Source organism: Ignisphaera sp. (genome assembly GCA_038831005.1).
Classification (GTDB): domain Archaea; phylum Thermoproteota; class Thermoprotei_A; order Sulfolobales; family Ignisphaeraceae; genus Ignisphaera.
Genome location: JAWBKZ010000005.1, coordinates 113,546 through 138,811, shown reverse-complemented (window position 1 = coordinate 138,811; position 25,266 = coordinate 113,546). Strand labels below are relative to the sequence as shown.

Annotated in this window: 21 protein-coding genes and 1 pseudogene; 7 read left to right on the top strand and 15 right to left on the bottom strand. The window is 36.7% G+C overall.

All coding sequences use genetic code 11. The features are described from left to right. Positions 1-51 precede the first annotated feature (51 nt). From QXK50_07080 to QXK50_07070, 3 genes are all read left to right on the top strand, one after another. Positions 52-387, top strand: a complete 336-nt coding sequence (locus tag QXK50_07080; protein MEM2008910.1) for a metal-sulfur cluster assembly factor — start codon at positions 52-54, stop codon at positions 385-387. A gap of 116 nt (positions 388-503) precedes the next feature. Beyond that, positions 504-1,109 (top strand): archaeal proteasome endopeptidase complex subunit beta, encoded by a 606-nt coding sequence (psmB, locus tag QXK50_07075; protein ID MEM2008909.1) that lies wholly within the window; start codon positions 504-506, stop codon positions 1,107-1,109. A gap of 13 nt (positions 1,110-1,122) precedes the next feature. Next, entirely contained in the window at positions 1,123-1,836 is a 714-nt protein-coding gene (locus QXK50_07070) for an endonuclease V (protein MEM2008908.1), read from the top strand. 138 nt (positions 1,837-1,974) lie between these two features. On the opposite strand, the gene QXK50_07065 is transcribed toward QXK50_07070, so the two are convergent. The 7 genes from QXK50_07065 to QXK50_07035 form a co-directional block, all read right to left on the bottom strand. Continuing rightward, entirely contained in the window at positions 1,975-3,075 is a 1,101-nt protein-coding gene (locus QXK50_07065) for a GMP synthase (GenBank protein ID MEM2008907.1), read from the bottom strand. Positions 3,076-3,561: 486 nt separating this feature from the next. Beyond that, a complete protein-coding gene (locus QXK50_07060; protein ID MEM2008906.1) occupies positions 3,562-3,870 on the bottom strand; it encodes a hypothetical protein in 309 nt (102 codons plus the stop codon). 30 nt (positions 3,871-3,900) lie between these two features. Beyond that, positions 3,901-4,050 carry a hypothetical protein gene (locus tag QXK50_07055; GenBank protein MEM2008905.1) on the bottom strand — a complete coding sequence of 50 codons (150 nt, stop codon included), beginning with the start codon at positions 4,048-4,050 and terminating at the stop codon, positions 3,901-3,903. A 190-nt stretch (positions 4,051-4,240) separates the two neighbouring features. Beyond that, positions 4,241-5,575 (bottom strand): TldD/PmbA family protein, encoded by a 1,335-nt coding sequence (locus QXK50_07050; protein MEM2008904.1) that lies wholly within the window; start codon positions 5,573-5,575, stop codon positions 4,241-4,243. Between the two features lies 1 nt (position 5,576). Further along, the gene (locus QXK50_07045; protein ID MEM2008903.1) at positions 5,577-7,007 is read right to left on the bottom strand and encodes a TldD/PmbA family protein; all 1,431 of its coding nucleotides are present in this window, start codon (positions 7,005-7,007) and stop codon (positions 5,577-5,579) included. Between the two features lie 158 nt (positions 7,008-7,165). Beyond that, on the bottom strand, positions 7,166-7,501 hold the full coding sequence (locus tag QXK50_07040; GenBank protein MEM2008902.1) for a hypothetical protein: 336 nt from the start codon (positions 7,499-7,501) through the stop codon (positions 7,166-7,168). A 79-nt stretch (positions 7,502-7,580) separates the two neighbouring features. Beyond that, on the bottom strand, positions 7,581-8,954 hold the full coding sequence (locus QXK50_07035) for a bifunctional hydroxymethylpyrimidine kinase/phosphomethylpyrimidine kinase (GenBank protein MEM2008901.1): 1,374 nt from the start codon (positions 8,952-8,954) through the stop codon (positions 7,581-7,583). Between the two features lie 168 nt (positions 8,955-9,122). On the opposite strand from QXK50_07035, the gene QXK50_07030 reads away from it, so the two are divergent. Together QXK50_07030 and QXK50_07025 are read left to right on the top strand one after the other, a co-directional pair. Next, entirely contained in the window at positions 9,123-9,821 is a 699-nt protein-coding gene (locus QXK50_07030; GenBank protein MEM2008900.1) for a peroxiredoxin, read from the top strand. A 656-nt stretch (positions 9,822-10,477) separates the two neighbouring features. Further along, a complete protein-coding gene (locus QXK50_07025; protein MEM2008899.1) occupies positions 10,478-11,650 on the top strand; it encodes a radical SAM protein in 1,173 nt (390 codons plus the stop codon). A gap of 69 nt (positions 11,651-11,719) precedes the next feature. Here the strand turns inward: QXK50_07025 and QXK50_07020 are convergent, their stop codons facing one another. The 5 genes and pseudogenes from QXK50_07020 to QXK50_07000 form a co-directional block, all read right to left on the bottom strand. Beyond that, positions 11,720-12,646 (bottom strand): carbohydrate kinase family protein, encoded by a 927-nt coding sequence (locus QXK50_07020; protein MEM2008898.1) that lies wholly within the window; start codon positions 12,644-12,646, stop codon positions 11,720-11,722. Positions 12,647-12,657: 11 nt separating this feature from the next. Further along, positions 12,658-13,481 (bottom strand): annotated as a pseudogene (gene fba / locus QXK50_07015) (class I fructose-bisphosphate aldolase). An 88-nt stretch (positions 13,482-13,569) separates the two neighbouring features. Next, positions 13,570-14,928, bottom strand: a complete 1,359-nt coding sequence (locus QXK50_07010; protein ID MEM2008897.1) for a TrpB-like pyridoxal phosphate-dependent enzyme — start codon at positions 14,926-14,928, stop codon at positions 13,570-13,572. A gap of 436 nt (positions 14,929-15,364) precedes the next feature. Beyond that, the gene (locus QXK50_07005) at positions 15,365-16,165 is read right to left on the bottom strand and encodes a tRNA (adenine-N1)-methyltransferase (protein MEM2008896.1); all 801 of its coding nucleotides are present in this window, start codon (positions 16,163-16,165) and stop codon (positions 15,365-15,367) included. 244 nt (positions 16,166-16,409) lie between these two features. Further along, a complete protein-coding gene (locus tag QXK50_07000; protein MEM2008895.1) occupies positions 16,410-16,616 on the bottom strand; it encodes a ribbon-helix-helix domain-containing protein in 207 nt (68 codons plus the stop codon). A 75-nt stretch (positions 16,617-16,691) separates the two neighbouring features. Between QXK50_07000 and QXK50_06995 the strand changes: the two genes are divergently transcribed. Next, positions 16,692-16,991 (top strand): hypothetical protein, encoded by a 300-nt coding sequence (locus tag QXK50_06995; protein MEM2008894.1) that lies wholly within the window; start codon positions 16,692-16,694, stop codon positions 16,989-16,991. A 60-nt stretch (positions 16,992-17,051) separates the two neighbouring features. Here QXK50_06995 and QXK50_06990 read toward each other — a convergent pair whose 3' ends face one another. Both QXK50_06990 and rgy read right to left on the bottom strand, forming a co-directional pair. Next, positions 17,052-17,876, bottom strand: a complete 825-nt coding sequence (locus QXK50_06990; protein ID MEM2008893.1) for a carbon-nitrogen hydrolase family protein — start codon at positions 17,874-17,876, stop codon at positions 17,052-17,054. Continuing rightward, positions 17,861-21,895 (bottom strand): reverse gyrase, encoded by a 4,035-nt coding sequence (rgy, locus tag QXK50_06985; protein MEM2008892.1) that lies wholly within the window; start codon positions 21,893-21,895, stop codon positions 17,861-17,863. Before rgy ends, QXK50_06990 begins: the two co-directional genes overlap by 16 nt. A 466-nt stretch (positions 21,896-22,361) precedes the next feature. On the opposite strand from rgy, the gene rbsK reads away from it, so the two are divergent. Beyond that, complete coding sequence (gene rbsK / locus QXK50_06980; protein ID MEM2008891.1) at positions 22,362-23,309, top strand: ribokinase; 948 nt, start codon at positions 22,362-22,364, stop codon at positions 23,307-23,309. A 352-nt stretch (positions 23,310-23,661) separates the two neighbouring features. On the opposite strand, the gene QXK50_06975 is transcribed toward rbsK, so the two are convergent. After that, the gene (locus QXK50_06975; protein ID MEM2008890.1) at positions 23,662-25,155 is read right to left on the bottom strand and encodes a rhamnulokinase family protein; all 1,494 of its coding nucleotides are present in this window, start codon (positions 25,153-25,155) and stop codon (positions 23,662-23,664) included. Positions 25,156-25,266 lie beyond the last annotated feature (111 nt).

The following is a 25,266-nucleotide window of genomic DNA, read 5'->3' as shown; positions in this document are numbered from 1 at the left end:
TCTTTAAGAGTATTCAGATAATAGGTAATAGAGGTGTTAAGTGATTAGAGGATGATTGATGAAGTTAAACAGAAAGTTATAGAGATACTCAAAAACGTCTATGATCCAGAGATACCTATAAACATCTATGATTTAGGTCTAGTTTACGAAGTTAATGTAAATGATACCGATATAGAGGTTGTCTTAGGGCTCACAACACCTTTCTGTCCTATTGCACATCTAGTTGTTTATCAGGTAGAGTCTATGCTCAAGGAGCACTTCAAAAATAAGAATATCAATATAAGACTTGATTTAAGTACACAGTGGACGCCAGAGAGAATGACAGAAGAAGGTAGAAAGATTTTTAAAGCTCTCTATGGTTATGATCCCGCCGAAAAGATACGGTAATACTATACTGTCTTAGAGTACATTCTACGAATTCTCTGAATAATATTTGCTCAGATGTTAAGTTATTATAGATTTTTAATTTCCTATCCCTATTATCGTAGATGGTGACTCCAACTATGGCTTATGAAAGAGCTATGATAGGCGCAACAGCTGTAGGTATAAAGGTAAATAACGGTATAGTTATTGGAGCAGAGAAGAGAGTTAGTTACGGTGGATTTGTTCTCAGTAAGGTTGGTAAGAAGGTTTTTGTTATAGGCGATAGAATGGCTATGGCTGCAGCAGGTCTTTTCGGTGATATGCAGACTATAAGTAGATTAATTGTAGCTGAAATTATGTATAGAGAGCGACTAACTTCAAGAAAGATAAGTGTTAGAGCTGCCGCTAAACTTTTGTCAGCTATTCTCTATAGCTATAAGCTTATGCCATTCATATCAGAAATCATCTTTGCTGGATATGATTCTGATGGATATCATCTCTACGTTCTTGATCCTATAGGATCGCTGATAGAAGATGATTATGCTGCTGTAGGTACTGGGGGAGCTATAGCTATAGGTATCATAGAGAGTAACTATAACAAGAATATGACTCTAGATGAAGCTGAAGAATTGTGCATAAAGTCTATCAAAGCTGCTGCATCTAGAGATGCTGTTTCTGGTGATGGTATAGATACAGCTGTTATTACTAGTAATGGTATTAGGGAGAAGACTATACCTTTAACCTAGTTAACTTTATGATTTGGAACAAGTTCTTAAAGAATATAGTATTAATTCCTGGTGTAATTTTACGAAAATAGGTATACTTGATTTTAATATATCAAGGGCTAAATCTCTACAAGAACGTTTAAGCACTTTTGTAAGAATTGAGCCTCTTACTCTAGAAGCCGTAGAGATTATTGTAGGTGTTGATGTAGGGTATAGAGAGTCTATAGGTGTAGGTGTTGCTGTAGCATATAGCGTTAAAAGAAATAGAGAGGTGTGCCATACTGCTGTAGTAGGCGATGTTGCTGTACCCTATATTCCGGGTCTTTTAGCATTTAGAGAAGCACCAATAATGATTGCAGCGATTAAGGAACTCATACATAAGTGTACTGATTTCGATATAGTTATGGTTAATGGACATGGGATTACACATCCAAGAAAATTCGGTATAGCATCACATATAGGTGTAGCTCTAGAAAAACCATCAATTGGTGTAGCTAGAAGTATTCTCTACGGAGATATCGTGATTGTAGAGAATAAGAAAATAATTGTTGTTGATGGAATTAAAGCTGGATACATTATCGAGACTGAATGGAGTGGAGAAATATATGTATCTGTAGGCCATAGAATAACACCAGATGAAGCTTTAACTGTTGTTAAAGCTACATGGAATAAGGAGCTTCCTCTACCAAATCCCTTATATATGGCAGATAGTCTAACCAAGAAGTACAGAAAATATATCAAAAGATAATTAAGCACTATAACTATATTCTATTAGTTCTCTATGCATATTAATTCCATAAGCTTCACACATAGGTTCTGAAATTCAATACATAATCATGTGCAAAAAATAAAAAATGTAAAACTAAGATTCTATAATCCTTGTTTGTTATTCATATTCTATTGTTGCAGGTGGTTTAGGTGTCACATCAAATGCTATGGCCTTTATCTTGGGTAAAGATAGAAGTTCTTCAGCTAACTCCTTAAGCTCTTTATAGATATCTATTCTAGGCACTTCTGCAACCATATAGTCTTCAGTTTTAACAATCCTTATAGCTATAACGAATTCCCCATCTTCTTTTTCTCTAAGCTGTAGGAGTACATGTGGATAATTCTCTGAATTGAATTGTCTATAGAAAGTGTATATATCCGTAACCTGATGATATCTTCTAACCATAACCGGATGACCGTAGATCCTTCTACCATCTATAACACCTGTTGCTTTAACTTTGAATACCAAATATTCGATATCGCCCATGACACCTTTGTCTAGGATATCATGTTCCCATATAGCTGGGAAATACTGACTATATCCTCTTCCGTTAAGCCTTTCTTCAACAATAGCTGTAGCTTTTCTAACAAGTTCCAACTTTTCTCTATATAGTTTACCAACAGTACGAACCAGTAGGCCTGGTCCAGGAAATGGCTGTCTTTCTGCAAGCCACTTAGGAAGACCTAGCTGTTTAGCTAAAGCTCTAACTTCATGTTTGTATAGATCTATCACAGGTTCGATAACCTTTAATCCATAGCGCTTAAGAAGCTCATCAGTCAATACATTGTGCTGCGTCTTAATTTTGCCTATAGTTTCAACAACATCAGCCTTGATAGTTCCTTGAACAATCCATCCACATTTCTTTTCCTCTGCTATCTTCTTTACAGACATATAGAAGGCATCTCTAAATGCTATCCTCTTTTCTTCAGCATCTTCAAGACCTTCGATTCTAGATATGATCTCTTCAGAGAAATCGTATATCTCTAAATCTAGAATACCCTTTAGAGCTTCTCTAACCCTAGCTCCTTCATTCATTCTCATAAAACCTGTGTTAATGAATACTGGATACACCTTATCCCCTAAGGCTTTCTTTGCTAAGACAGCCGAAGTTGTGCTATCAACACCGCCACTTACACAAGCGACAGCACAATCTATATCTCTATATAGAGCTCTGAGTCTATTGATAAGCTCATCTATAGATACAATTAATTCAGACATAGTCTCACTCTTTCCATAAGTGATACTACTGCTACTGAGGGAATAAAAATCTAGCTGAAAATAATTATATACATAACAATGTAAATATAGTGCTTATGTTATATAGCAGCATTCGAAAAGAACCTAAACATTGCAATCAGATTAATGTAGTTAACAGATTCAATACAATTTTCAACCTATAATGACTTAAATAATTATTTTGTATCCACATAGCTAATGAATATCTGAACCTATGTGACAACTGAATTATGATATGTATTAGTATTTGACTTGCAAGTAGATGGAGATCTCTACTTCAATTTTTTGACTATGGATTCAACAACATTAGATACTTCAGCTCTATTGATGAGATTTACAGGAACTCTTTTACCCTTGTAACTTGCATCTAGAGGAGCTGAACAAAACATAGCTCGCTTACTACTTCAAAGAATATAATGGGAGGTAGAATAGCTATACCCCTGACTTTCCCTTCTTTATGTCTGATATTTAGACAACAGCAAATGAGAAATGCTCTGTACCTACTCTAGCTATACACAGTTTATCAGCTTTAGGATGCTTTTCCAGGAATCCAACTTCAACTCCAACGATATCCACAGCATATTCAGGGAAATTATCGTCACCAAGAGCCAATCTAGCTCTAAGACCTAATAGGATAGATAAGGCATAACGTAATTCTGCTACAGCAAATTTCATCGATACTCCATCAATTCTAATGTTTCTAGGTGGTAGAAGGAAAGATGATAATTCTCTCACCTGTACCTCTAGTTGCCTAAGTTCGTCTGAATTGATAAGCATAGTGTGGAAGATACATGTACTTTAACTTCATCAGAAGAGATCTAATCTAACTCTTTTAACACACTCTAGAGCATGTCCTCTATTTAGTGGATAAGGTAAACTCCAGCCTTTAATCCTATTCTCTATTCTGTTGACAGCATCTTCAGCTACTAGAAATCTATAGTCTTCAGCAATAACCATATATTCAACACCATAGTGTAGAGAACGTGTAGACTAAATATGTTTTGCAACTTCACAACTACATAGATCGATATACACCACGCTACTGACTTACTTAGCTCTATAGGTTATTCTGATTCTGAATCTAATTATAAAACAAAAATGATATACTGTACTCAACACATTGATATGGTAACCATGTATAGAATGATTAGATGAAATGTTTAGATGTCCTTATGTTTCTTACCAATACATACGGTGCTCTTACTGGTGTTCCTATCTCCCACCATTGCATACTATATAGGTCTCTTCCAATCATGTCTATGTTGCTCAATAAGTTATTGAGATTATCTGCTATTCTTATCTTGTTAACAGCTCCTACTACTCTATTGTTTTCAATTAAAAATATTGCGTCTCTAGCTATAGTCGAAAATGTTCCTTCTACATAGTTTTGTAATCTGGTGTACCAATTGTTAGTTATTACCAGACCTTTATGCACATTCGCAATCATTTCGTCTACAGTAGCATCTCCAGATTTTACAGCTATGCTCCAAGGCCTTGGTTGAATCCATCCAGCATTACCAGTACTTCTAGCTTTCATAATTGTTGCTGTTTTTGTATTATGTAGCAGAGTCTTTAGTTTTCCTTTCTCGATAACAGGTTTATTGAATGTCTTCATAGCTTCGTCATCAAAACCTGTGGCTCCTGGAAGCTCTATATCCCTAGGTACATCATGTATCGTAAGGTTTTCTGAAGCAACTTTATCACCTATTGCTCTATTCATAAATATTGATGCACCCATCATTACCGAGAAAGCTGAAGCCATATCAACTATGTAATTGAGTAAATTTCCAAACACCATAGGGCTTAATATAATGTCATATCTATCAGGCTCTATTTCTCTCTTGTTCCTAGAGTCTACAGCAAATCTAGATGCTATTAGAGCTACCTCTCTAATATTATTCAGATCAAGTTTTGTTGATGTGTGGCACCATTGTCCTGATCCTTGTCCAGAAAACGCTCTTACGTAGGTAGTTGTACTTGTTTTTCGTTCTGTTGCTGAAGCACCTTTTGATGAAGATAGCGATCTCTCTGTATAGTTTAATTGAATCATACCTGCAACACTATCTATTCTTTCTCTGTGACTAACCTCAATAACTTGTTCAGCAATATCATCAATTCTATCCATAGCTTCTATTACCAAAGTATCTACAACATTTAGAGGCTCTATCGATTCTAGTTGAGGTAGTGGTGCATAAAGTTGTGACTCGAGGATTTTTGGAGCAATAGACAGAAGATCCTTTATCGATTTATCTATATCTTCCGCCCTACTAGGTTCTAGTGATAATATAATTATCCTTCTATCTTTTGCTAAATACAGGTCTATACCTAGGGTATTCCATCTCTGTATAACGCTTATCTCACTATTCGCTAACTTGGTCATAACGGTACTTCTCTTCGTAACAATAGCTATAGCTTCATCGAAACCTTCTCTAAGAGCTTTCTCTGTAAGTTCAACCGATAGATCATGTACATCTATTTCCATCCTATGCTACACCCAGTCTAATCTTCTTAAGCCTCACATCAGGGCCACCGAACCACACAGGTACACCTTGCATTGGTTCACCTTTACCACAAGTACCTGCACTAAACCTTAGCTCTCTACCTACAGCGTCTATAGAGCTATAGAATGCTTTAGTGGTTAGCTCTAATACGGGGTTTCTAACGTACTTAGTGAGCTCACCTTTCTCTACCAGATACGCTTCAAGACCTACATATCTCTGGCTCCATCTCTCGTCATCAATATTCCACTCCATATAGCTTTTGATGTAGATTCCTTGATCTATGTCCTCTATAAGTTCTTCAAATCTGTAGTCACCTGGCTTTAGGTATGTATTAGACATCCTTATTATAGGTTCACCCATATAGCTCATAGATCTAGCTGAACCATTACTTTCTACACCAAAGATATATGCAGTCCAGCGGTTGTGTAGAAATTCATTTATTACACCTTCCTTGTATAGATGCTTTGGTCTTGCTGGAACACCTTCATCATCGTATAGATAGAAACCAAAACCTCCAGGTATTGTGGGATCATCTATGACTATGGCATACTCATTACCGATTCTGTAACCAATCATGTCCTGCCTTATGAAGCTTTTACCAGCTTGCGCCGCTTCTCTACCTAATATACGGTCGGCTTCACTAGGATGACCACAACTTTCATGCACCACTAGACCAACAATTTCGCTACCAACAACAACAGGTATCTCCTCTTTTGGAGGCTCTATAGCTGATAACAGTATCTGTTCGTATATCTTGATGTTTTTCGGAATCTCTTCCTCGAGTCTCCATGTATCTAGTTGTTCTACTCCTCCACTACCTCCAATTTCCTCAAACCTTTGTAGAAAACCTTTCTGTGGATGAGCTACAACAATATTGTAGTAAACCATAAGTCTGGGTATGTAACTTTTAACGAAAGCACCATCACTATTTACAACAACTTTTTCTTCAATAGACTCGTTATAACCTAAAAAGAATGTTGCTACTTTGGCTTCTGAAACAACATTATGTAGTGCGCTCCATAAATTGTTGTGTAGAGCTATCTTCTCGTCTAGCGAGATATCTGTAAACCTCTTCTTTTCAACAACATTATAGCTAGCTCTACCAACTTTAGCTGGTGAAAAAACTATAGGTTTCTTCATGATTTTTGCATGAGCTTTAGCATAACTATATGCTTTTTCAATAACATTTCTAACAGAGTCTCTATTTAGCATGTTTGTTGATGCGAAACCTAGAGCTCCATCAACTAAAACTCTTACACCAATACCATGACTAACACTTTTTCCTGCACCAATGATTGAACCGTTTCTTGAAACTATAGTGAAACCATCAATTCTATGTAGCCTAGCTTCAGCGTAATACGCTCCTAGTTTGCAGGCATAATCGATGGCATAGAGAGCTAAGTCTTCATCCATATATATTCGCCATCAATCCACTATTCTCTGGCTCTTAACCACTAAACAATATATATGTATATGCTTCATAAGATGATAAAATACATTATCGAAGTGTTACAGAAAAAGAGTATAGATAAAAAATTTTTGAGAATATGTTAATTAGCTCCCTACTACCTCTACTTCTTAATCATGCCTATCACGATACCGACAATAAAGCCTATGCTAACAGGCCCTACAGACATAAGTCCAAGTACTATGGCTAGTCTTTTAGCTGCTTCAGCAGCTATACCAAGTGTCGATAAGACTTCTGCTGGTGTTGTTCCCAAACTCCATATCGATAGAAATGTACCTAAAACCAATATAGCTACAAATGCAAGTATATATTTAACAATCTTTGTTGATATATAGCCTAATGCTAGACCTAACAGAAACTGTATCGCAATTGCTATTAATACTGGTGGTTGTGATAGAAGAGTTGCTATTGTTTCTTCAAGTGGAGCTACAGTTGACATTGTTTCCTACCACCTAAGAATATGCTTTCTGGTGATATATATACGTATTTGATGCACTAAGTAAAGAATGCTATAGGGATCAAGACTGTTTCTCTAAGCCGAAGAGTTTTTCAGCTAGAATCAACATTTTTTCAACAACTTCTGTAGCTGTTCTACCAAAGATGTTTATCATTGGTTCTTTCCCCCAATCCCCTCTATGGTAAACTATATCAGGAACCTTATTGTTTAACATCTTGATAGCCTGCTCTATACCCCACGGTATAGATCCTCCTTCAATACTCTTTATCTCTGGAGGTTCTTTAGATCTGTCATAGAAAGCTACTGTAAAACCTAGTTCTCTAGCTATCTCAATGATTTTTTCGCTGAACTTTATATTGGCTACAGCTCTTACATTCTCATTGTACTCTATAGCTTTTAGGATAGCTCTAGCCATGTGTTTAGATGCCCCAAATTCTGGAGAAGAAACAACCTTAATCTTGTTTCCAGCTCTCACAATTCTACCCGGTATTGCTGCTACATCGTTTAAGCTTCTAGCATATGGTTTAGGAAGAGATACAGCTATATTCATACCAACTTCAGGGATGAGAGGCACCACAATATTGCTGTTAGCTTCAAGAATATCTATAGCTTTCTTTAAATCCTCTAGAACCTTATACCTTTCCGCCGGTATATATAGCCATGCCATAGGATTCACAGGACCATGACCCTTGCCTATGGGTAATCCATGCTCTATAGCTATGGTTATGAACTCTTTGGCTGTCTTGACAGCTTCAACAATGTTCTTGCCTTTGGCAAGTTCTGCTGCTATAGCTGCAGAAAAGCTACATCCAGTTCCATGAGTATTCCTAGTCTCTATCCTTTTGGCTCTGAACTCTCTATAAACTCCATCTACGTAGAGTATATCTATAGAGTCTTCACCCTCCATATGTCCACCTTTAACAATAGCTGCACGAGCACCAAGATCTTCAACTATCTTTCTAGCAGCTCTTTTAGCATCATCTATACTTTTTATTGCTATACTTGTGAGCTTTTCTGCCTCAAATCTATTTGGTGTAACAACTGTTGCTATAGGTATTAGATATTTGATTAAAGCTTCAACAGCATTTTCCTTAAGGAGAGGAGCACCACTTTTAGCAACCATAACCGGGTCTACAACAACAGGTATACTATAGCTCTTTATTAGAGAAGAGACTAGTTCAACTACTTCATATCTGCTAAGCATCCCCGTTTTAGCAGCATCAACACCTATATCTTCTACAACAGCTTCAAACTGAGTTTTTATTATGTCTAGAGGAATATCGTGAACAGCTCTAACCTCGTAAGTATTTTGAGCAGTTACAGAAGTTATCACGCTCATTCCATGAACACCTAGAGCAGCAAATGTCTTTAGATCTGCTTGTATACCTGCACCTCCACCTGAATCACTACCAGCTATAGTTAAAGCCTTCTTCATTATGTATCACCACAACTTCTAAAGCTATAAAAGATTATAAATATAAAATTGTCATAAAAACCATATAAATTTCTATTTGACTTGATTCAAAAAGTTAATACATCATTTTAGTTTATCTAAGAAACATTTATAAGTATTCGCTAGAGATATCTTAGGTAGGGTGAACATATGCCTGGAGAAATACCTCTAATAGGTGAACAATTTCCAAAAATGGTTGTACAAACAACACATGGAGTAAAAACTCTTCCAGACGACTATAGAGATAAGTGGCTTGTACTATTTAGTCATCCAGCAGATTTTACACCAGTATGTACTACCGAATTTGTGGCATTTGCAAAAAGGTATAATGATTTCGTGAAGCTTAATGTAGAGCTACTCGGTCTTAGTGTGGACAGTACATTTAGTCACATCAAGTGGATTGAATGGATTAAAGAGAAACTTGGTGTAGAGATACCATTCCCAATAATAGCTGATCCAAGAGGAGAAGTATCCTCGAAGCTTGGCATGCTTCATGCACAATCAGCTACACATACAGTTAGAGCAGTATTCATAGTGGATCCCAATGGGATTATAAGAGCTATACTCTACTATCCACAAGAACTCGGAAGAAACATCGATGAAATACTGAGAATGATACTAGCACTACAAGTTAGTGAAAAACTGAAGGGGGCCATACCAGCTAACTGGCCAAATAATGAAATTGTTGGAGAGAAGATCATTGTACCACCAGCTAAAACAGTACAAGAAGCTAGTGAAAGAGTTAAACAATATGAATGTCTAGATTGGTGGTTGTGCTGTAAACCAGGAGATTCAGAAGCAGCTAATGAAGCTAGAAGATACTTAAGAAGAGCTGCGGGTGTGGTATAGCTTAATTATTAAAGTTTTTTGTTACATACCATAAAACTTTATTAATATAAAGGTTAATCATAATCTGTTTCATCTATATTTCTTCCATAATCATTTGAAAGCGTATAACTATAGCTAGATGAACCAAATTTGCGATACAGTTGTTGTTATATGGTTCGCTAGCACAAGAATATGTACAATTTACTGAAAGTAGTATCATAGATGATAAACTCTGTAGCTATAGAATAGATAGAGATCAAACGCGAAGAGTTATCTCTCGTTGTTAATGCAAAAACTAGTAACATCAATACATCCCTGAGGTTGCTGATAGATAGTAGTGAAGCTGTACAAGAATCAATATTTGTGAAGATAGTGGTAAAATCTAAATATCTGGAGGTTTTGGTTTCTATCTATATGATGCTTCAGTAAGATTAAAGCTCATAATTTTTGATCTCCTTTCTACTCTAAATGAGGAAGATTTCAGGATGTAGATCTCGTCAAATCAGTTAGTATATATCGGTAACTAATTTATTCTCGTTGCTGTATATGCATTACATCACAATATATGTCTTAATTAATTTAGACATAATTGAGTTGAGTTGAGGTGTATTTGGTATAAAGTTCTTTATCTGCAGAAGAGCTTGTGAGATGAATAGTAGTAGGTATAGCTGATTTGTATGCCTGAACTTGTGATAAATGTTAGCAATATTATATCATCTCTATGCTATACTATACTTAAGCTAGAGCCTTACACAATATGTCCATTTAGATGTGTCTATTGTTACTCTAGATGGTATATGAAGTCTCCTTCAAGGTATGTGTATCCAAGACCTAAGGCTTTAGGTATGTTTAGAGAAGTGATTCTAAAGATTTATAGGAGAAGTTTAAAGCCTATTCCCTTCAGACTTTCAACACTTGTTGATCCTTTCCCTCCCCATGAACAGCTCTATAGAGTATCAGAAAATATATTGAGAGTAGCTCTTGAATACAGCTACCCCTTGGTTATCAACACAAAAAGCATCTATTTTCTTCATCAACCTCTAAAAAGTTATGTAGAGAAACTATTAGATGATAGATTAACTATTCTACAGATATCTATATCAACACTTAACAATGATATTACTCAAGTAATTGAGCCAAGAGCACCAGAAGCGAAAAAGAGATTGAATGCAATTAAACAACTCGGTTCTACAGATATCCCGCTGGTTTTAAGGATTTCTCCATATATACCTTACACATCGCCTACACAATCAAGAGATATAGAGCATCTAGTTTATCTAGCTAGAGACCTAGGCTTTAAACATATAATTGTTGAAGCACTTAGAATGGAAACAAACAACATAAGAAATCTTCTTGAATATCTAAACATTACTGAAACTGAAATAGATATAGATAGCTACAGCTTAAGAGAAGTAGAGGGTTTAAAGCCTTTAGCTAGAATATCTCTTCACCTACTAGAGAAAACATATACTATGTTAAGTAACGAACTGAAAAAACATGGAATAACGTTTGCTACATGTAAAGAAGGTTTATTTGATCTTCATACAGCTTCTGATTGCTGTGGTATATATCTATTGAAAGAATACATTGTTAGAGCAACACTACAAGATGTGTATAGATATGTCACAGAAATGAATATAAATTCTCATCAAGAACTCCAGAATATTGAAGTAGTTGAAAATTTATGCAAGAAGTATTCTAGACTATGCTTGGATGAATTACATCTATATCCAAAAAACATTTCGAAAACATTAAGGTATCACGAGAAAAAGATGTTTAAAGTTCTTCAAAATATAGACCTCTTAAAGCATATAGCTCCTCATCTAGCTAAAGAATTTATAGCTACTTAGCTTGACTCCCTCTAACCCATTAATGTAGCTTAAAACAATGTACATAGAATTCTTGTTATTTTCTATAACTTAGACAGCTTCCCAAAGATATTCAACTACATCGCTATGTCTAGGAGCTTCATGAGATCCTAACTTCGTTATTTTTAGAGCTGCTACAGCATTTGCGTATAGAGCCGCCTTCTTTACCGTATAACCCCTTATGAATCCAGATATAAGGCCTGATATAAAGGCATCTCCAGCACCAGTCCTATCAACTACTTTATCTGTCTTTACAGCTGGTACTTCTTCATCTACTCCATCACCTAGGATATAAACCCCTCTTGGACCAAGCTTTACTGCTACTAGTTCGGGTCCTAAGTTCTTCAAGATTCTCGCCGCTTCTCTATAGTTATCAGATTCTATTTGTGTTAGTGTTGCAGCTTCTTTATAATTGAGTGTAACTATATCTACCTGCTTAATCAGGGTTTCGAGCTCTTTTAATCCTTTTGTTGAAAGCACTCTACCTGGATCCCAGGAAACTTTAACATTATTCTTCTTAGCTATTTCGATAACCCTTAATGATGTATCTACCCTAAGACTGGCTATATGTACATATCTAGAGCTAGCAATAATGTCATCCACAATATCGTTTGGTTCTAGTTCTTCTGCAACACCTTTATAACCATACATAACTATATCACCATTACTGTCTATAACAACTATGGTGAATCCTGTTTGACCTTTCGATGAAACCCTTAAACCAGTTATATCTACACCTTCCTTAAGAAGCTCATCAACAATAATTCTTCCAAAACTATCAAAACCTATCTTGGCTATAACAGCCGTTTTTAAGCCAAGTCTACAACCATCGATGGCAACATTTACAGCTGATCCTCCTGCACCCCAAACCTGGCTAACAACCTTGGCTTCTTCATCAGCTTGTGGAAACCTATTCACAACTATCCTTATATCTACTAGAGCATGACCTACAGCAACAAGATCGTATCTCTTAGACAATACTCAAACCCCTACTCAAGATATTTCACAACATCTTCAGGATGCTTATCCTCGTGCACAATAGCCATTATGGCTTTAATCATTCCTCTGGGATTCTTATGTTGAAACACATTTCTACCTACTACAACACCTTGGGCACCTACCTCAATAACATTTCTAACATCTCGTAGAAACTCTAGAGGATTCTCTCTAGCAGGTCCTCCACTCATAAGGATAGGCACACCCGAAGCTATCTTAACAACTTCTGAGAACGATTCTTTAGATCCTGTATAGTAAGTCTTGATTAGATCGGCTCCACTCTCTACAGCAGCTCTTACACCATACTTAACGATTTCCACATCATACATATTCTTTATAGCTGGACCTCGAGGATACGCTAGCTGTAGACATGGTAAACCATATCTTTCAGCAACTTCACGTATACTAAACCATAGATCCATCATAACACCTTCGTAAGGACTTCCCCAGTAGACAGTTGCAGCAACAGCATCAGCACCAAGAGCAACAGCATCTTCAACATAACCGAAGACATTTTGAAGCAATCTCTGATCCTCTGGTCTTAGGTTAGTTTTACCTGTTACTTTTACAATAAGAGCAGTTCTATTAGCCCATACATCATGGGTTAAAGAAGCTAAACCAGGTAAGAGCATAATAGCATCAACACCAGCATCAACAACCTTCTTCAGTTCTTCAGAATAACCTTGGGATCAACATGCTCTAGAGGGAAATCTTTTGGTCCATGCTCTACACCATGATCAAAAGCAAATACAACAGCTTTACTATCTCTCAGTATTCTCGAGAGTCTAATTTTCTTACCCACGTAATTAAAAGTCATATGCGACACGTATCTAGCCTACTCTTTCGAAATTAAAAAACTGAACTATTTATTATTAGAGATTATGGTATTAAAGACTCTAGCTACTCTACAGTTTAGGTATGTACGTTAAATCTATTTCTTTTGGCTCATAATCTTTCAGTTTCCCTTCTAGATACTCTTGGTAACCAGTTAGATCTAGCAACCCATGACCACTCATGTTGAATAATATTACTATCTTTTCGTTCTTTTTCTTCGCTTCTAAAGCAACATCTATGACACTCTTAACTGCGTGAGCAGATTCTGGTGCAGGTACAATTCCCTCTACTTGCGCAAAGATTTTCGCTGCCTCAAATACCTCTGTTTGATGATATGCTATTGGTGTAACTACTTTGTTTTTAACTAATAGGGCAAGTGTGGGCGCCGCTCCATGGTACCTTAAACCGCCTGCATGAATCGGCGGTGGTATGTATTTGTGACCTACTGTGTACATCTTTATCAATGGCGTTAATCTAGCTGTATCTCCATAATCATATGTATAGATCCCTCTAGTCATTGATGGAACTGCCTTGGGTTCTACAGCTATGAACTTTATGTCTCGCTTCTTGCCTCTAACTACAGCATCATAGTAAAACGGATACGCTAGACCTGCAAAATTACTTCCACCACCAACACATCCAATTACATAGTCTGGAAGTTCTTCTCCCATTAGCTCTAGCTGTTTTAATGCTTCTAGACCTATTACTGTTTGATGCATGAGCACATGATTTAGTACAGATCCAAGACTATACTTAGTTTTTGGAGTGGTTACCGCATCCTCTATAGCCTCACTTATGGCTATACCTAGAGATCCTGGATGATTCGGATTCTGCTCAAGAATAGCTCTACCAGAATTAGTATAGGGGCTGGGGCTAGGAACTACTTCTGCTCCATATAGTTGCATAAGTATCCTTCTATAGGGTTTCTGTTCATAGCTTGCACGAACCATATATATCCTGATCTTGAGTCCGAATATCACACCAGCTAAAGCTAGAGCAGAACCCCATTGACCTGCACCAGTTTCTGTCGTAAGTCTCTCAATACCTTCGAGTTTATTGTAATAAGCTTGAGCTAGAGCTGTATTAACTTTGTGGGAACCTGTAGGCATGACACCTTCATATTTAAAGTATATCTTAGCTGGTGTATCCAGATATCTCTCAAGTCTGTAGGCTCTCAACAGTGGTGTAGGTCTACCGATCTCTAGATAGAGTTGACGCAGATCTTCAGGAATGGGGATAAATGTGTCTACAGAGAATTCCTGTAGCACTAGCGATTTAGGGAATAACACCTCTAGATCTTTTTGCTCAACCACTGATCCATCTGGTTTAATCATTGGCGGTAATGGTTCAGGGAGATCGGGAACAATATTGTACCAGTATTTTGGTGTTATATCATCTGATTGAATAGATCTAACAGGATTTAACTCCATTGGCGCATGATGTCACCCTCTCTTAATCAAATTGAATAAAATTAAAAGTTTTTCGCTTAAATCAGACTATAGAGCATCCATATCTTGAAATAACTAAATAACCTATGATGTCAACCACTATACATCACAGAGTCTATAGTCAAATACATAACCATTAAAGTAATATCGTGTTGGAGCGTATTCTCTGTGATGTCAACCACCCAATGCTTTGCCGGTAAAGCGGTACAAAGGATATGAATGATACCCACAAATTAGTGTTTATAAGAATTGACTATACTTTTAAACGAACACGGCATGTACACCTACGACAAATAACTAGGTATTGTAGTTTGATCGGAATTTCGATTACGATCATCGATTGCTAATTGGATTGCTAGTTAGTCACTACGTGAACCGATGCCTTTCTTATTGATTAAGAAGATATATGTATTGCTGTTTATACCTTTGTCACTTTCCTTGCAAACATTATGTACCCTGTATGCCCAATCATTAGCGATGATGGTCTTATTGCCTCTCTGGTTAACATTATCTCACGTAGCAATACTTCGTAGCATCTGATATCTATGTATCCTCCATGTTCTACTAAAGAATTGTACAGCTTTTCAATTTGATTGAACGATGGTATGAAGAAAACCACAGGAGCTGAAGGTTTTAGGGTTATGTGCAGGGGTTCCAAAAGATCCCATGGATCAGCTACATCGATTACTGCTCCATCAACATCTCTTTCATCTATACCTTCTTTAGCGTCTTTAAGCTTTAACGTTACATAACTCGCTAAACCTAGTATCTCGAGGTTTTTTCTAGCAATATTCAGAAATTCTTTCCTTATTTCATAGCCATAAATATGACCCGTTGGTCTAACTATATTAGCTAATACAGCTGTAGTATTACCCGTACCTACACCTACCTCAACAACTCTTGATCCTGGCGACAGCCCTAAGAGCATGACTATGAATCCTTGATCTTTAGGATATATTACTTGTGTTACTCTAGTGAGACCTTTTTCAAGAAAGTCTATGAGAAGCGGTTTCAGAAGATATACATCGAACTTGGTGCTGGTTTTGATTCTAGATCCGTATCCAAGACCAATAATATCACCAAGATATATGAAGCCTCTATCTGATGTAAAAACCTTGTCTTTCTCTATTTTTGTAATCCATCTACGTCTACGATCTATGTAGATGAGTACCCTATCATCTGGATTAACGTAGAGGTTATCACTCAGACCTGACGTCATTCTTCATCACATCACCAATACCAGCCCTCATCATCGTATAACGTAACTATCTTAACACTACGTCTATGAAGTTCATAACTCTTCATGCTCTAATGACTAAGGCATAATATGATGGTTATTAAAGATATGAATAACTATTGAATTGATAAAGATCTACGGATACTTTAACCTAGAGTAACTGATACACATCTTAATTCTTAAAAACTTGTCATTATCTCTACTATCTCAAATTAAAATTTGTGACTCAAAAATCCTCTATAACCTCTATAACTCTGCTTTTATTGCTTTTTCCCTCAATAACCCTATTACCACTAGACCAAAGCTCTTTCTTAAGTAATTCCCTAATGGCTGCTCTAATGACTTCTGATCTAGAGGTATACCTACCTATTCTAACAAGTTCATCTATTGCCTCAATGTATGATTCCGGTATTTTTACTGTAACTATACGCAAAGGTGTCACCATAAGCGTTATACTAAAGATAATAATTTATAAGCTAGGGGAGATATTCACAGCAGTGGGCTAGCTATGGGTACAAAGGGAGGTAAACCTATATCATCTATAGAAAAGAAACAGAAAAAAGTAGAGAAAAAAGTAGAGAAAAAAGAGGAAAAGAAAGAAGAAAAATTGGGTATAGTAGATCAATCAATGATCAAAAAAATTGTAGAGGAGCTTAAGAGTCAGAGCCACATAACTACGTTTCAAGTGGCTCAGAAATACAATATAAGATATAGTATGGCTAAGAAATTACTTAGAGCAGCGGTGTCTCAGGGAGTTGAGATAGTTGCCAAGAATAGACGAGTTATTGTGGTTTCGCTACGCAAGTAAAAAGTCTTCATTTTGTGCAGTATTACAATGAATTATATGGCGCGGTATCGAGTATCCCTATCATTTGATGTAGTATGATATAGCTCTGTTCAATACTTTCAGTAGCTTTTTATGTGATGGAGAAGGCGAAGGCTCTACATTTATCTTTGATTTACCTTTATCCAAATTAACTTTAATTATCTTTGGTGATTTATCTAACACTTCATGAATAACGGTACCATTTTCATCAACTATTGATGTGGGCATAAACAGTATTTCTTCATCTTTTCTTCTAATGGTATATCCAATACTTATGATCATTGTGTTAAGCTCTAATGATCTGGTTTTCATTATAGCTGTTATTTTATCTACTGATATCTGTGGATATGGATAGAAAACCACTATATCAACATTCGTTATCTTCATCAAGAGTGAAAGTTCTGGTAGATGGATATCTTCGGCTATGAATATACCTACAGTAAGTCCACAGATATTGACTACAGGAGGTGAAGAACTTTGTCCAAATTTCGAAGGGGTGTTCACTTGACTTATAACTGATTTAATGTTCATTGATGGATCTACTAGAAATGCCGATCTATATATTTTTGAACCTCTTCTTTCAAGTATGGGTCCACTCAGTATATAGATCTTGAATTTATTTGCAATTCTCGCTAAATGCTCAGAAGTTTTTCCAGGTATAGTTTCTGTAACCCTCTTAATCTTCAAGTTCTTCTTTAAATCGAAAATCGATACACCATTCATCATAGCTGGCAATAAAACTACTTCAGCACCTTCGTTTTTTGCTCGCTCTATCATTTCTTCAATTCTCTGCATATTCTGTTCATATCTACCGAGATCTATAACACTATGAAGAACAGACATAACACTTTTTACGTTGTTTGACATGCCTTCACACCTTCATATAGTTCAGAAATTATGTATCTACACACCTCTTTGAATAACTCTTGTATTACATCTATATAATTGGCTTTACCTAACTCTACAGACTGTATCTTTGTATAGAGTTCCTGTGTTCTCTTGACACTTACCATCCTCCTTAGTTCATCACGAACCATGTTGAGTACCTTGGTAACATTCTCAACAATATTTTCACTTCTTCTGTATACAGACCTTATGGTGTTTAGAAATGTCTCAAGACCGATATCTTTATTGTCAAAACCCGCTCCAGCAAGAAGAAGATACACATATATCCCTTCTATATCAGGTATAAGTATACCGCCTTTTACACTCATTGTATAGCCTCTCTTAATAATTGTGTCTACGATTTTGGCATATGTACTGGGTCTACCTATACCTACCTCCTTCATCCACCTAATTATATCGCCTTGAGTTGGCATCGTGTATTCGCTCAAGACAACAGTTCTTATCTTTGAAGGTTTTAGAGAAAATGTTGTATTAGGTGTAGAGATGACTTTTATTGGCATATACATCAATAGGAATCCGGGGTCAATTACGCTCGTTACAAGCTCTATAGTCTGTGAGAATACCTCGTTACTATCGATATAGACTGTTACAATGTATCTAGTTTTCTCCACAATACCGGGCTTCATCTGGCTTGCCATAAACCTTCTGAATATAAGATCATAGAGCTTGAAATGTTTAGCAGTAAGTCTTAATGGAGTCTCTATAACACCTTCAGCTATAAGCTCTTTAAGTTTATCCACATCTATAGGTTTTGTTGGACGTATACCTTCGTGAGCTCCTCCACTACCCCAAGCTCTAGGTTCAAAAACATCGGAGAGCTTATCGCCATAGATACTGGATAGATACTCTTTAGCCAGACTTATACCGGCTGACGATATTCTTGTTGAATCTGTCCTATGGTACGTTATAAATCCAAGCTCAAAAAGATCTTGAGCAAGTCTCATAGCTTCTACAGCATCGATCTTCAGAACCCTATGAGCCTCGGTTATCATTTCATCTGTTGTAAATGGTGGTAATGGGTATAGTCTCTCAATGTTTATTGATGTGGATCTAAAAACTACCTCCACACGTGAGGGAGAAAGCCTTTTGATTTCTTCACCAAGAACCTTCTCTAGTAAATCCTGAGGAACTTCTATAGATATTCCATCAAGATATATGATCTTAGCTTTTCTGGCTGTTATCAGCTTCTTGATGTAGAGCTCTATGATTCTGCCAAGAACGGGTGTCTGAACCCTACCTGCACTTAACCTTCCTTCTCTTTCTCGCAAACCTATATCGAGGGTCTTCAGCTTGTTTGTCACATATTCAGAAAGTGCAAACCCTAATAATCTATCCTCTATCCTTCTGGTTATCTGAGCTTCAACAAGCGATAAATTAACTTCCCTGGGATTTCTAAGAGCATTTAGTACAGCTTTTCTAGTAACCTCATGGAACTCTATCCTCATAATCGATTTAGCGAAAGGTGCTAAGGATATTGCTATATCATAGCCTATCTTCTCGCCTTCAGCATCAGGATCTGTAGCTATAAATATCTCGTCAACTTCCATAGCTATTCTCTGAAGCACCTCAATAATAGATCTAGATGATTTTACTCTATCACTTCCACAAATAGGACAAGTTTCGCCTCTTACAAATTGTGTACCACATCTAAAGCATCTCTTAATGTAATCATATTTTGGTAAAAAGAGTATCTTCTCGTTGTGTTTAGCAATAGCTATTCCATAAACGCTATCTTCTTGAATGCCTTCTTCAACAACCTCAAAAACATGACCACCAGTAGAGGTTATAAGCAGATGTATATCGCCTACATTAGTTTCATAAATTCTTAGACCATCTATTTCCCTAAACGTTGGTCTTCCAAAGAATGATGCTATAGTTCTAGCCTTATTGGGAGATTCAACTATAAATAAAGCTGTTCTAACTCTAAGCTCCTTGGGTACTTCACGAAGATCTAGTTTACCAGATCTAATTGTTTTCAATAGTTCTCTATCATCATCAATACGTTTGATTACATTGTCAATATCTACTGCTTCTAAGGAGTTCATTGAGAAATCCTCTATAAAGTACTTCACTCTGTCTACAAGTCCATTAAGCAACCTAATATCATCGACTAATACTATGGAGAGTCCCGTCGTTATACCTCCAATAAAAAGTCTCGAAGTTCTGCCACTAGCCTGTATATATGTGGGTGCATCTGGTACCAGTATGTAGAGTGTGTCATTTTCCTCAACAATAGATGTTTTCTGATATTTCTTGAGGGCCTCAACTATATTCTTATCAGATAGAAGAGATGCAACGAGATTGTGGGCTTCGGTTATTATGGAGGCTACAGGCTCTTCTATAGGCTCTTGTGAAGATATCTTATCAACTACAATCTTAATTCTTTCAGCAGACATCTGTCGAAGAATCCTTCTGAGCTGTGCTATAAGTCTAATTACCCTATCTTTCTGTTTCTTATCCTCTATAACATCTAAAAGTGCTGTTAAAAGCCTCAGTAAGTTCTGGGGATTGAATCCTATTTGTGTTATCGAAATTTTGTGTCGAGGGACCCCGATAAATATAGCGTACCTGATCCTCTCCGGAATATCTATTCCTCTCACAAGAAGACCGTAGTACGTAGCTACACCTATTAGAGCCTTTACCTCACCCAAGATAAACCGTTCTAGAGTATCTGTTCTCTTACTCGAGAGTACCTCGACTTCTATACCTCTGCCTCTGAGCTCATTACAGAACTTGTTAGCGTATTCTAGTCCTCGATCAATCGTTACGTATATTAAACAGCCATCACCTAACTTATTGATAAGCTTTGCAACAATATCTGCTACTTCCTCTTCTTTAGGCATCAACATGTAGGTATCTACAACATTTCTATAAACTTCAACAGCAGACCCTATATTAAATCCCAACAACTCCCTAAATAACCTAATTCTCTTGCCTCTAGCTCTTCCTGTAGCAGAACTAATTACCAGTATCCCACATTTCCTTCTTGTAGCTAGAACTTCGCGTTGAAGATCATTAAAAACATCTCTGATATGTTTCTCACCCTCATAACAGATACCTCTAGCTTTTTCATTCTCAGATGAGCTACACTTTATCATTCTTTGACGAAGAGCCATAAGTTTATACGCTTTCTCTATATCTTTTTCACTAAACCCTATAAGCTTCAAAATCATGTCTATGGCCTTACTACCCTTCATTACAGCATCAACATCGTCCACAAACACGAACCCCATCTTATATCCTTTGGATAGAAAGTAATTGAACACTTCGTTAAAGTTTCTCATGAGGTACTTAGACGTTGTGATAATTATATCAAAATAACCCTCACGTATAGCTTTTTCATATTCTTCTCTTTTCTTTGGTGAAAGCCTTGAATGCATAGCTATAATCTGAACTATTATACCTGCTCTTTCTGCAAACTCCCTTAATCTCTCTTCGCACTGTTTCACAAGGATAGATGTTGGAACGATTATGTATGTCTTTTTACCCAGTCTATAGGATAGATAGAGAGCTACTATCAATCCAAACGTTGTTTTACCTACACCTGTAGGAGCCACAAGTGCAAAACTCTGATTTTGAGCAATCCTCACAGTCCAGCTTATCTGGAGATGCCAGGGAGAACTCTTCAAACACTTGACAAAAAATTCACTAAAATCTTGAACAAATTTCTGAACATCAACAACTTTTCTAACGCTACTCTCGAGAGTCATGTCTTTAATATGTTCTGTTAGTTCAATCATATTGCTAACAGGTATTATCTCGTTAGTACCCATACATTTTGAACAAACATTTCGAAACAACAATCTACTGTCTTCTATAGGACCACCGCAATTGGGACACAAGTGTAGGTATATACCTCTAGGAAGCAGAAGTTTATTAATGTAATTCTCATCTACTTTATGCGAAGAACCCTTAAAACTTAGTGTAGGTAGTGCCATAGAGAATCCAGCTGAGCCATATCCTCGAGAACCTATATTCATATTTTCTCTCCTGGACTAGCTATCCACACTTACTATAAAAATTTTCATTACATATCTAGAGCTTAAAGTTAAGTGAATTAAGCTAGAAATGAAGGATTGTGCCAAACAGAAGTATAGGTAAAATCTCTCAACCTCTCATCTATATGTTGATTGTTGTACCCTCATACCATCATTGATGTTCATTTGTTACTGAGTACATAAGTTAACATAATGAAGTATTAAGTAACAGTATAGGTAACCCTAATTATTCAGTCCTCTCACCTAACGTTATGCAGATCAGAAAGCCACATTCTGACATACTGTAAATCTATGAACCTGGCTCTAATGTTATACACGTAGATTACATCAAAGATCAGCAATATCGTAACATTTTTAACAATACTTAGCGTAAGGGAACAGATAATAGTTAAAAGTAGAGCTTAAACCTTATATTGTATCGCTCAAGCACTAATTCATGGTGCTTAGTATGTGTATAGCTGTTGTTGGTAGTATACATGCAGATTTTTATATAAAGACCAAAAAGTTTCCACAACCAGATGAAACAATCATCGGTAGCGATTTTATAATATACCCGGGTGGTAAAGGTGCTAACCAAGCTGTAGGATGTGCTCGTCTAGGTATTGAGACATATATGATAGGAGCTGTAGGCAATGATTATATAGGTCGCCTGCTCGTTGAGAATCTTGCAAAGAATGGCATAAAGGTGGACTATATCTTTACAGCAGAGTGTAGTAGTGGAGTAGCTTTTATAATTCTTAACGAAGAAACTGGTGAAAATATGATAATAGTTTCATCTGGTGCTGATAACGCTCTTACACCAAATTACGTAGAGAGTGTTCTCGAAGATCTGAGGAATAGAGCTAGAATCCTTTTAGTTCAACTTGAAATACCTATAGAAACAGTATATAAAGCAATTGAAATAGCTAAAGAGTTGGATATGACTACTATATTGAATCCCGCGCCAGCAAGATCCTTAGATAAGCGCATCTATAGCTACATAGACGTAATCGTTCCAAATAGAGTTGAGCTTCAGCAGCTCACGAACATTAAGATAGCTACCATTGATGATGTTTTTAAGGCTAGCGAAGAACTACTAAACTATGGCTGTAACGCTGTAGTTACTACACTTGGATCTATGGGAGCAGCAGTAGTTACTCCATCAATAAGAGTTATTGTTCCAGCATTCAAGACCCAGATAGTAGATACAGTTGGAGCTGGCGACGCCTTTGTAGCAGGTCTTGCAGTATCGCTATATGAAAATAGAGATATAGTTGAAGCTGCCAAATATGCTAATGCAACAGCTACTTTAAAGATTATGCGCATGGGTGCTCAAAGTATGCCAACACGTAGTGAAGTTGAAGAGTTTCTAAAGAAGTATTCACAAAACAATAATGAAATATTAAAGGTATATTGATACCCCATACATAAACATCATACATCTTGATCAAAATGTCATAACCATATACATGAATTTATCTCAACAAGATTCGCTAGCATGCTCCATACATAAAATTTTCTAGTAGTTCTAGATGTCGTGAAGCTCTCCTATTTTAATATTCATTTTACATAATTCAAAACCTTACTTGGATGACGTTTCGATCGTAACTACATCAGATTTAACTCTAATCATACTCTTACTGAAACCTCGTGAATAATTATCCTCTGGAAACATTTTAAGTTTCTACAAAGATTGTGTTAAGTCAAGATATTCCTCACGATTTCATTTACTGTTGAATAAAAAGATAAATTAAATTATTAGTATTCAGTTAAGCCTTACCGTAAAGTAGTTCAAGAAATCTTGTGTATGCCTCATCATGTTCTTTACTGTGATTAGGTTCATATACACTGATCTGATATGAATTCTGAACATATTCTCTTAATTCTCTCAAAGACTTTATTATACCTAAGCCTGCTACTTGTAGAAGTACATTACCTATCGATGTAGCTTCTTCAGGACCTGCATACACTTTTTTGTTAGTGAAGTCAGCGGTAAGTTGGTTAAGTAGCCAGTTTCTAGAACCTCCTCCAAATATGTTTATATGTGTTAGTTTTCTACCTATAAGATCTTCTGCTTGTTCAAAAACAAGTCTATATTTTAGAGCAAGACTTTCGAATACTATTCTGAAGAGTTCACCAATATTTGATGGTCTTTCTTGTTTTGTTTCCTCGAGGTACTGCATTATAGCGTCAACCATGTTCAATGGTGCTACAAACCTATCATCATCAGGATCTATGAATGCCTTAAATGGTTTTGCTTCTAGAGCCATCTTGAGTATCTCTGGATAAGAGAGTTGCTGACCTTGCTCACTTAGTACTCTTCTAACTTCCTCAACTATCCACATACCTTGGATGTTTCTGAGAAATGTTATAGTATTGAACGCCCCTCCCTCATTAGTAAAGTTGTACTCCATAGCTTTCCTGTTTATTAGAGGTTCTGGAAGCTCTACACCTACTAGAGACCATGTACCAGAACTCACATAACCAGCACTCTCATTAACCATAGGTCCTGCTGCTATTGCTGAAGCAGTATCATGGGTTGCTGGCGCAATTATCTCTATATCTTTTGGTACATCAAGTTCCGAGACGAGTTTTGGAGATATTTTACCTAATTTTGTGGTTGGCTCGATAACTGGAGGAAATATACGTGTAGGTATTCCCAATGCCTCAAGTATATCATATGCCCAGTTCTTTGCCTTGGGATCGAGAAACTGTGTTGTTGTTGCTTCAGTAAATTCTGCAAAGGCTTCACCGCTTAACCAGTAGTTGAATAGATCGGGTATCATTAGGAAGGTTTTGGTTATCTTCAGCTGTGGAGAACCTTTCTTAACCATTGAATATATTTGAAACAATGTATTTATCCTTATGAACTGTATACCTGTTCTCTCATATATCTTCTCTTTTGGAACTATCTTCAGAACTTCTTCAAGTATACCCTCAGTTCTAGGATCTCTATATGTGTGTGGATTACCGATGAGTTCACCTTTCTCGTCTAAAAGAGCATAATCTATTCCCCAAGTATCTACACCTATAGATAGAAGCCTATTACCGTACCTTCTATAGGCAAGCTTTATCGCATACTTCATCTCGTGCCATATCCTGAGAACATCCCAATGAAGACTCTCACCTACCCTAACCATATAGTTAGGCCAACGATAAAGCTCTTCAACACGTACCTTCTTTTCCTTCTCATTAATAAACCCAATCATAGCTCTACAACTGCTAGCACCCAAATCGAAAGCTAGTGCAACAATCTCGCTCACGAGGTATACACCCATGATACTATCTTCTGTGGATCTGAATATAAACCTTCTTATCAGTTCGTTGCACTAAAGTCGTACTAAGTGAATGTATTATACTATGCACTATATCCA

Bases quoted from the DNA above. Each gene is read 5' to 3' on its own strand.
- QXK50_07080 (MEM2008910.1), top strand. From the start codon at position 52: ATGATTGATGAAGTTAAACAGAAAGTTATAGAGATACTCAAAAACGTC.
- psmB (MEM2008909.1), top strand. From the start codon at position 504: ATGGCTTATGAAAGAGCTATGATAGGCGCAACAGCTGTAGGTATAAAG.
- QXK50_07065 (MEM2008907.1), bottom strand. From the start codon at position 3,075: ATGTCTGAATTAATTGTATCTATAGATGAGCTTATCAATAGACTCAGA.
- QXK50_07060 (MEM2008906.1), bottom strand. From the start codon at position 3,870: ATGCTTATCAATTCAGACGAACTTAGGCAACTAGAGGTACAGGTGAGA.
- QXK50_07055 (MEM2008905.1), bottom strand. From the start codon at position 4,050: ATGGTTATTGCTGAAGACTATAGATTTCTAGTAGCTGAAGATGCTGTC.
- QXK50_07050 (MEM2008904.1), bottom strand. From the start codon at position 5,575: ATGGAAATAGATGTACATGATCTATCGGTTGAACTTACAGAGAAAGCT.
- QXK50_07045 (MEM2008903.1), bottom strand. From the start codon at position 7,007: ATGGATGAAGACTTAGCTCTCTATGCCATCGATTATGCCTGCAAACTA.
- QXK50_07040 (MEM2008902.1), bottom strand. From the start codon at position 7,501: ATGTCAACTGTAGCTCCACTTGAAGAAACAATAGCAACTCTTCTATCA.
- QXK50_07035 (MEM2008901.1), bottom strand. From the start codon at position 8,954: ATGAAGAAGGCTTTAACTATAGCTGGTAGTGATTCAGGTGGAGGTGCA.
- QXK50_07030 (MEM2008900.1), top strand. From the start codon at position 9,123: ATGCCTGGAGAAATACCTCTAATAGGTGAACAATTTCCAAAAATGGTT.
- QXK50_07025 (MEM2008899.1), top strand. From the start codon at position 10,478: ATGCCTGAACTTGTGATAAATGTTAGCAATATTATATCATCTCTATGC.
- QXK50_07010 (MEM2008897.1), bottom strand. From the start codon at position 14,928: ATGGAGTTAAATCCTGTTAGATCTATTCAATCAGATGATATAACACCA.
- QXK50_07005 (MEM2008896.1), bottom strand. From the start codon at position 16,165: ATGACGTCAGGTCTGAGTGATAACCTCTACGTTAATCCAGATGATAGG.
- QXK50_06995 (MEM2008894.1), top strand. From the start codon at position 16,692: ATGGGTACAAAGGGAGGTAAACCTATATCATCTATAGAAAAGAAACAG.
- QXK50_06990 (MEM2008893.1), bottom strand. From the start codon at position 17,876: ATGTCAAACAACGTAAAAAGTGTTATGTCTGTTCTTCATAGTGTTATA.
- rgy (MEM2008892.1), bottom strand. From the start codon at position 21,895: ATGAATATAGGTTCTCGAGGATATGGCTCAGCTGGATTCTCTATGGCA.
- rbsK (MEM2008891.1), top strand. From the start codon at position 22,362: ATGTGTATAGCTGTTGTTGGTAGTATACATGCAGATTTTTATATAAAG.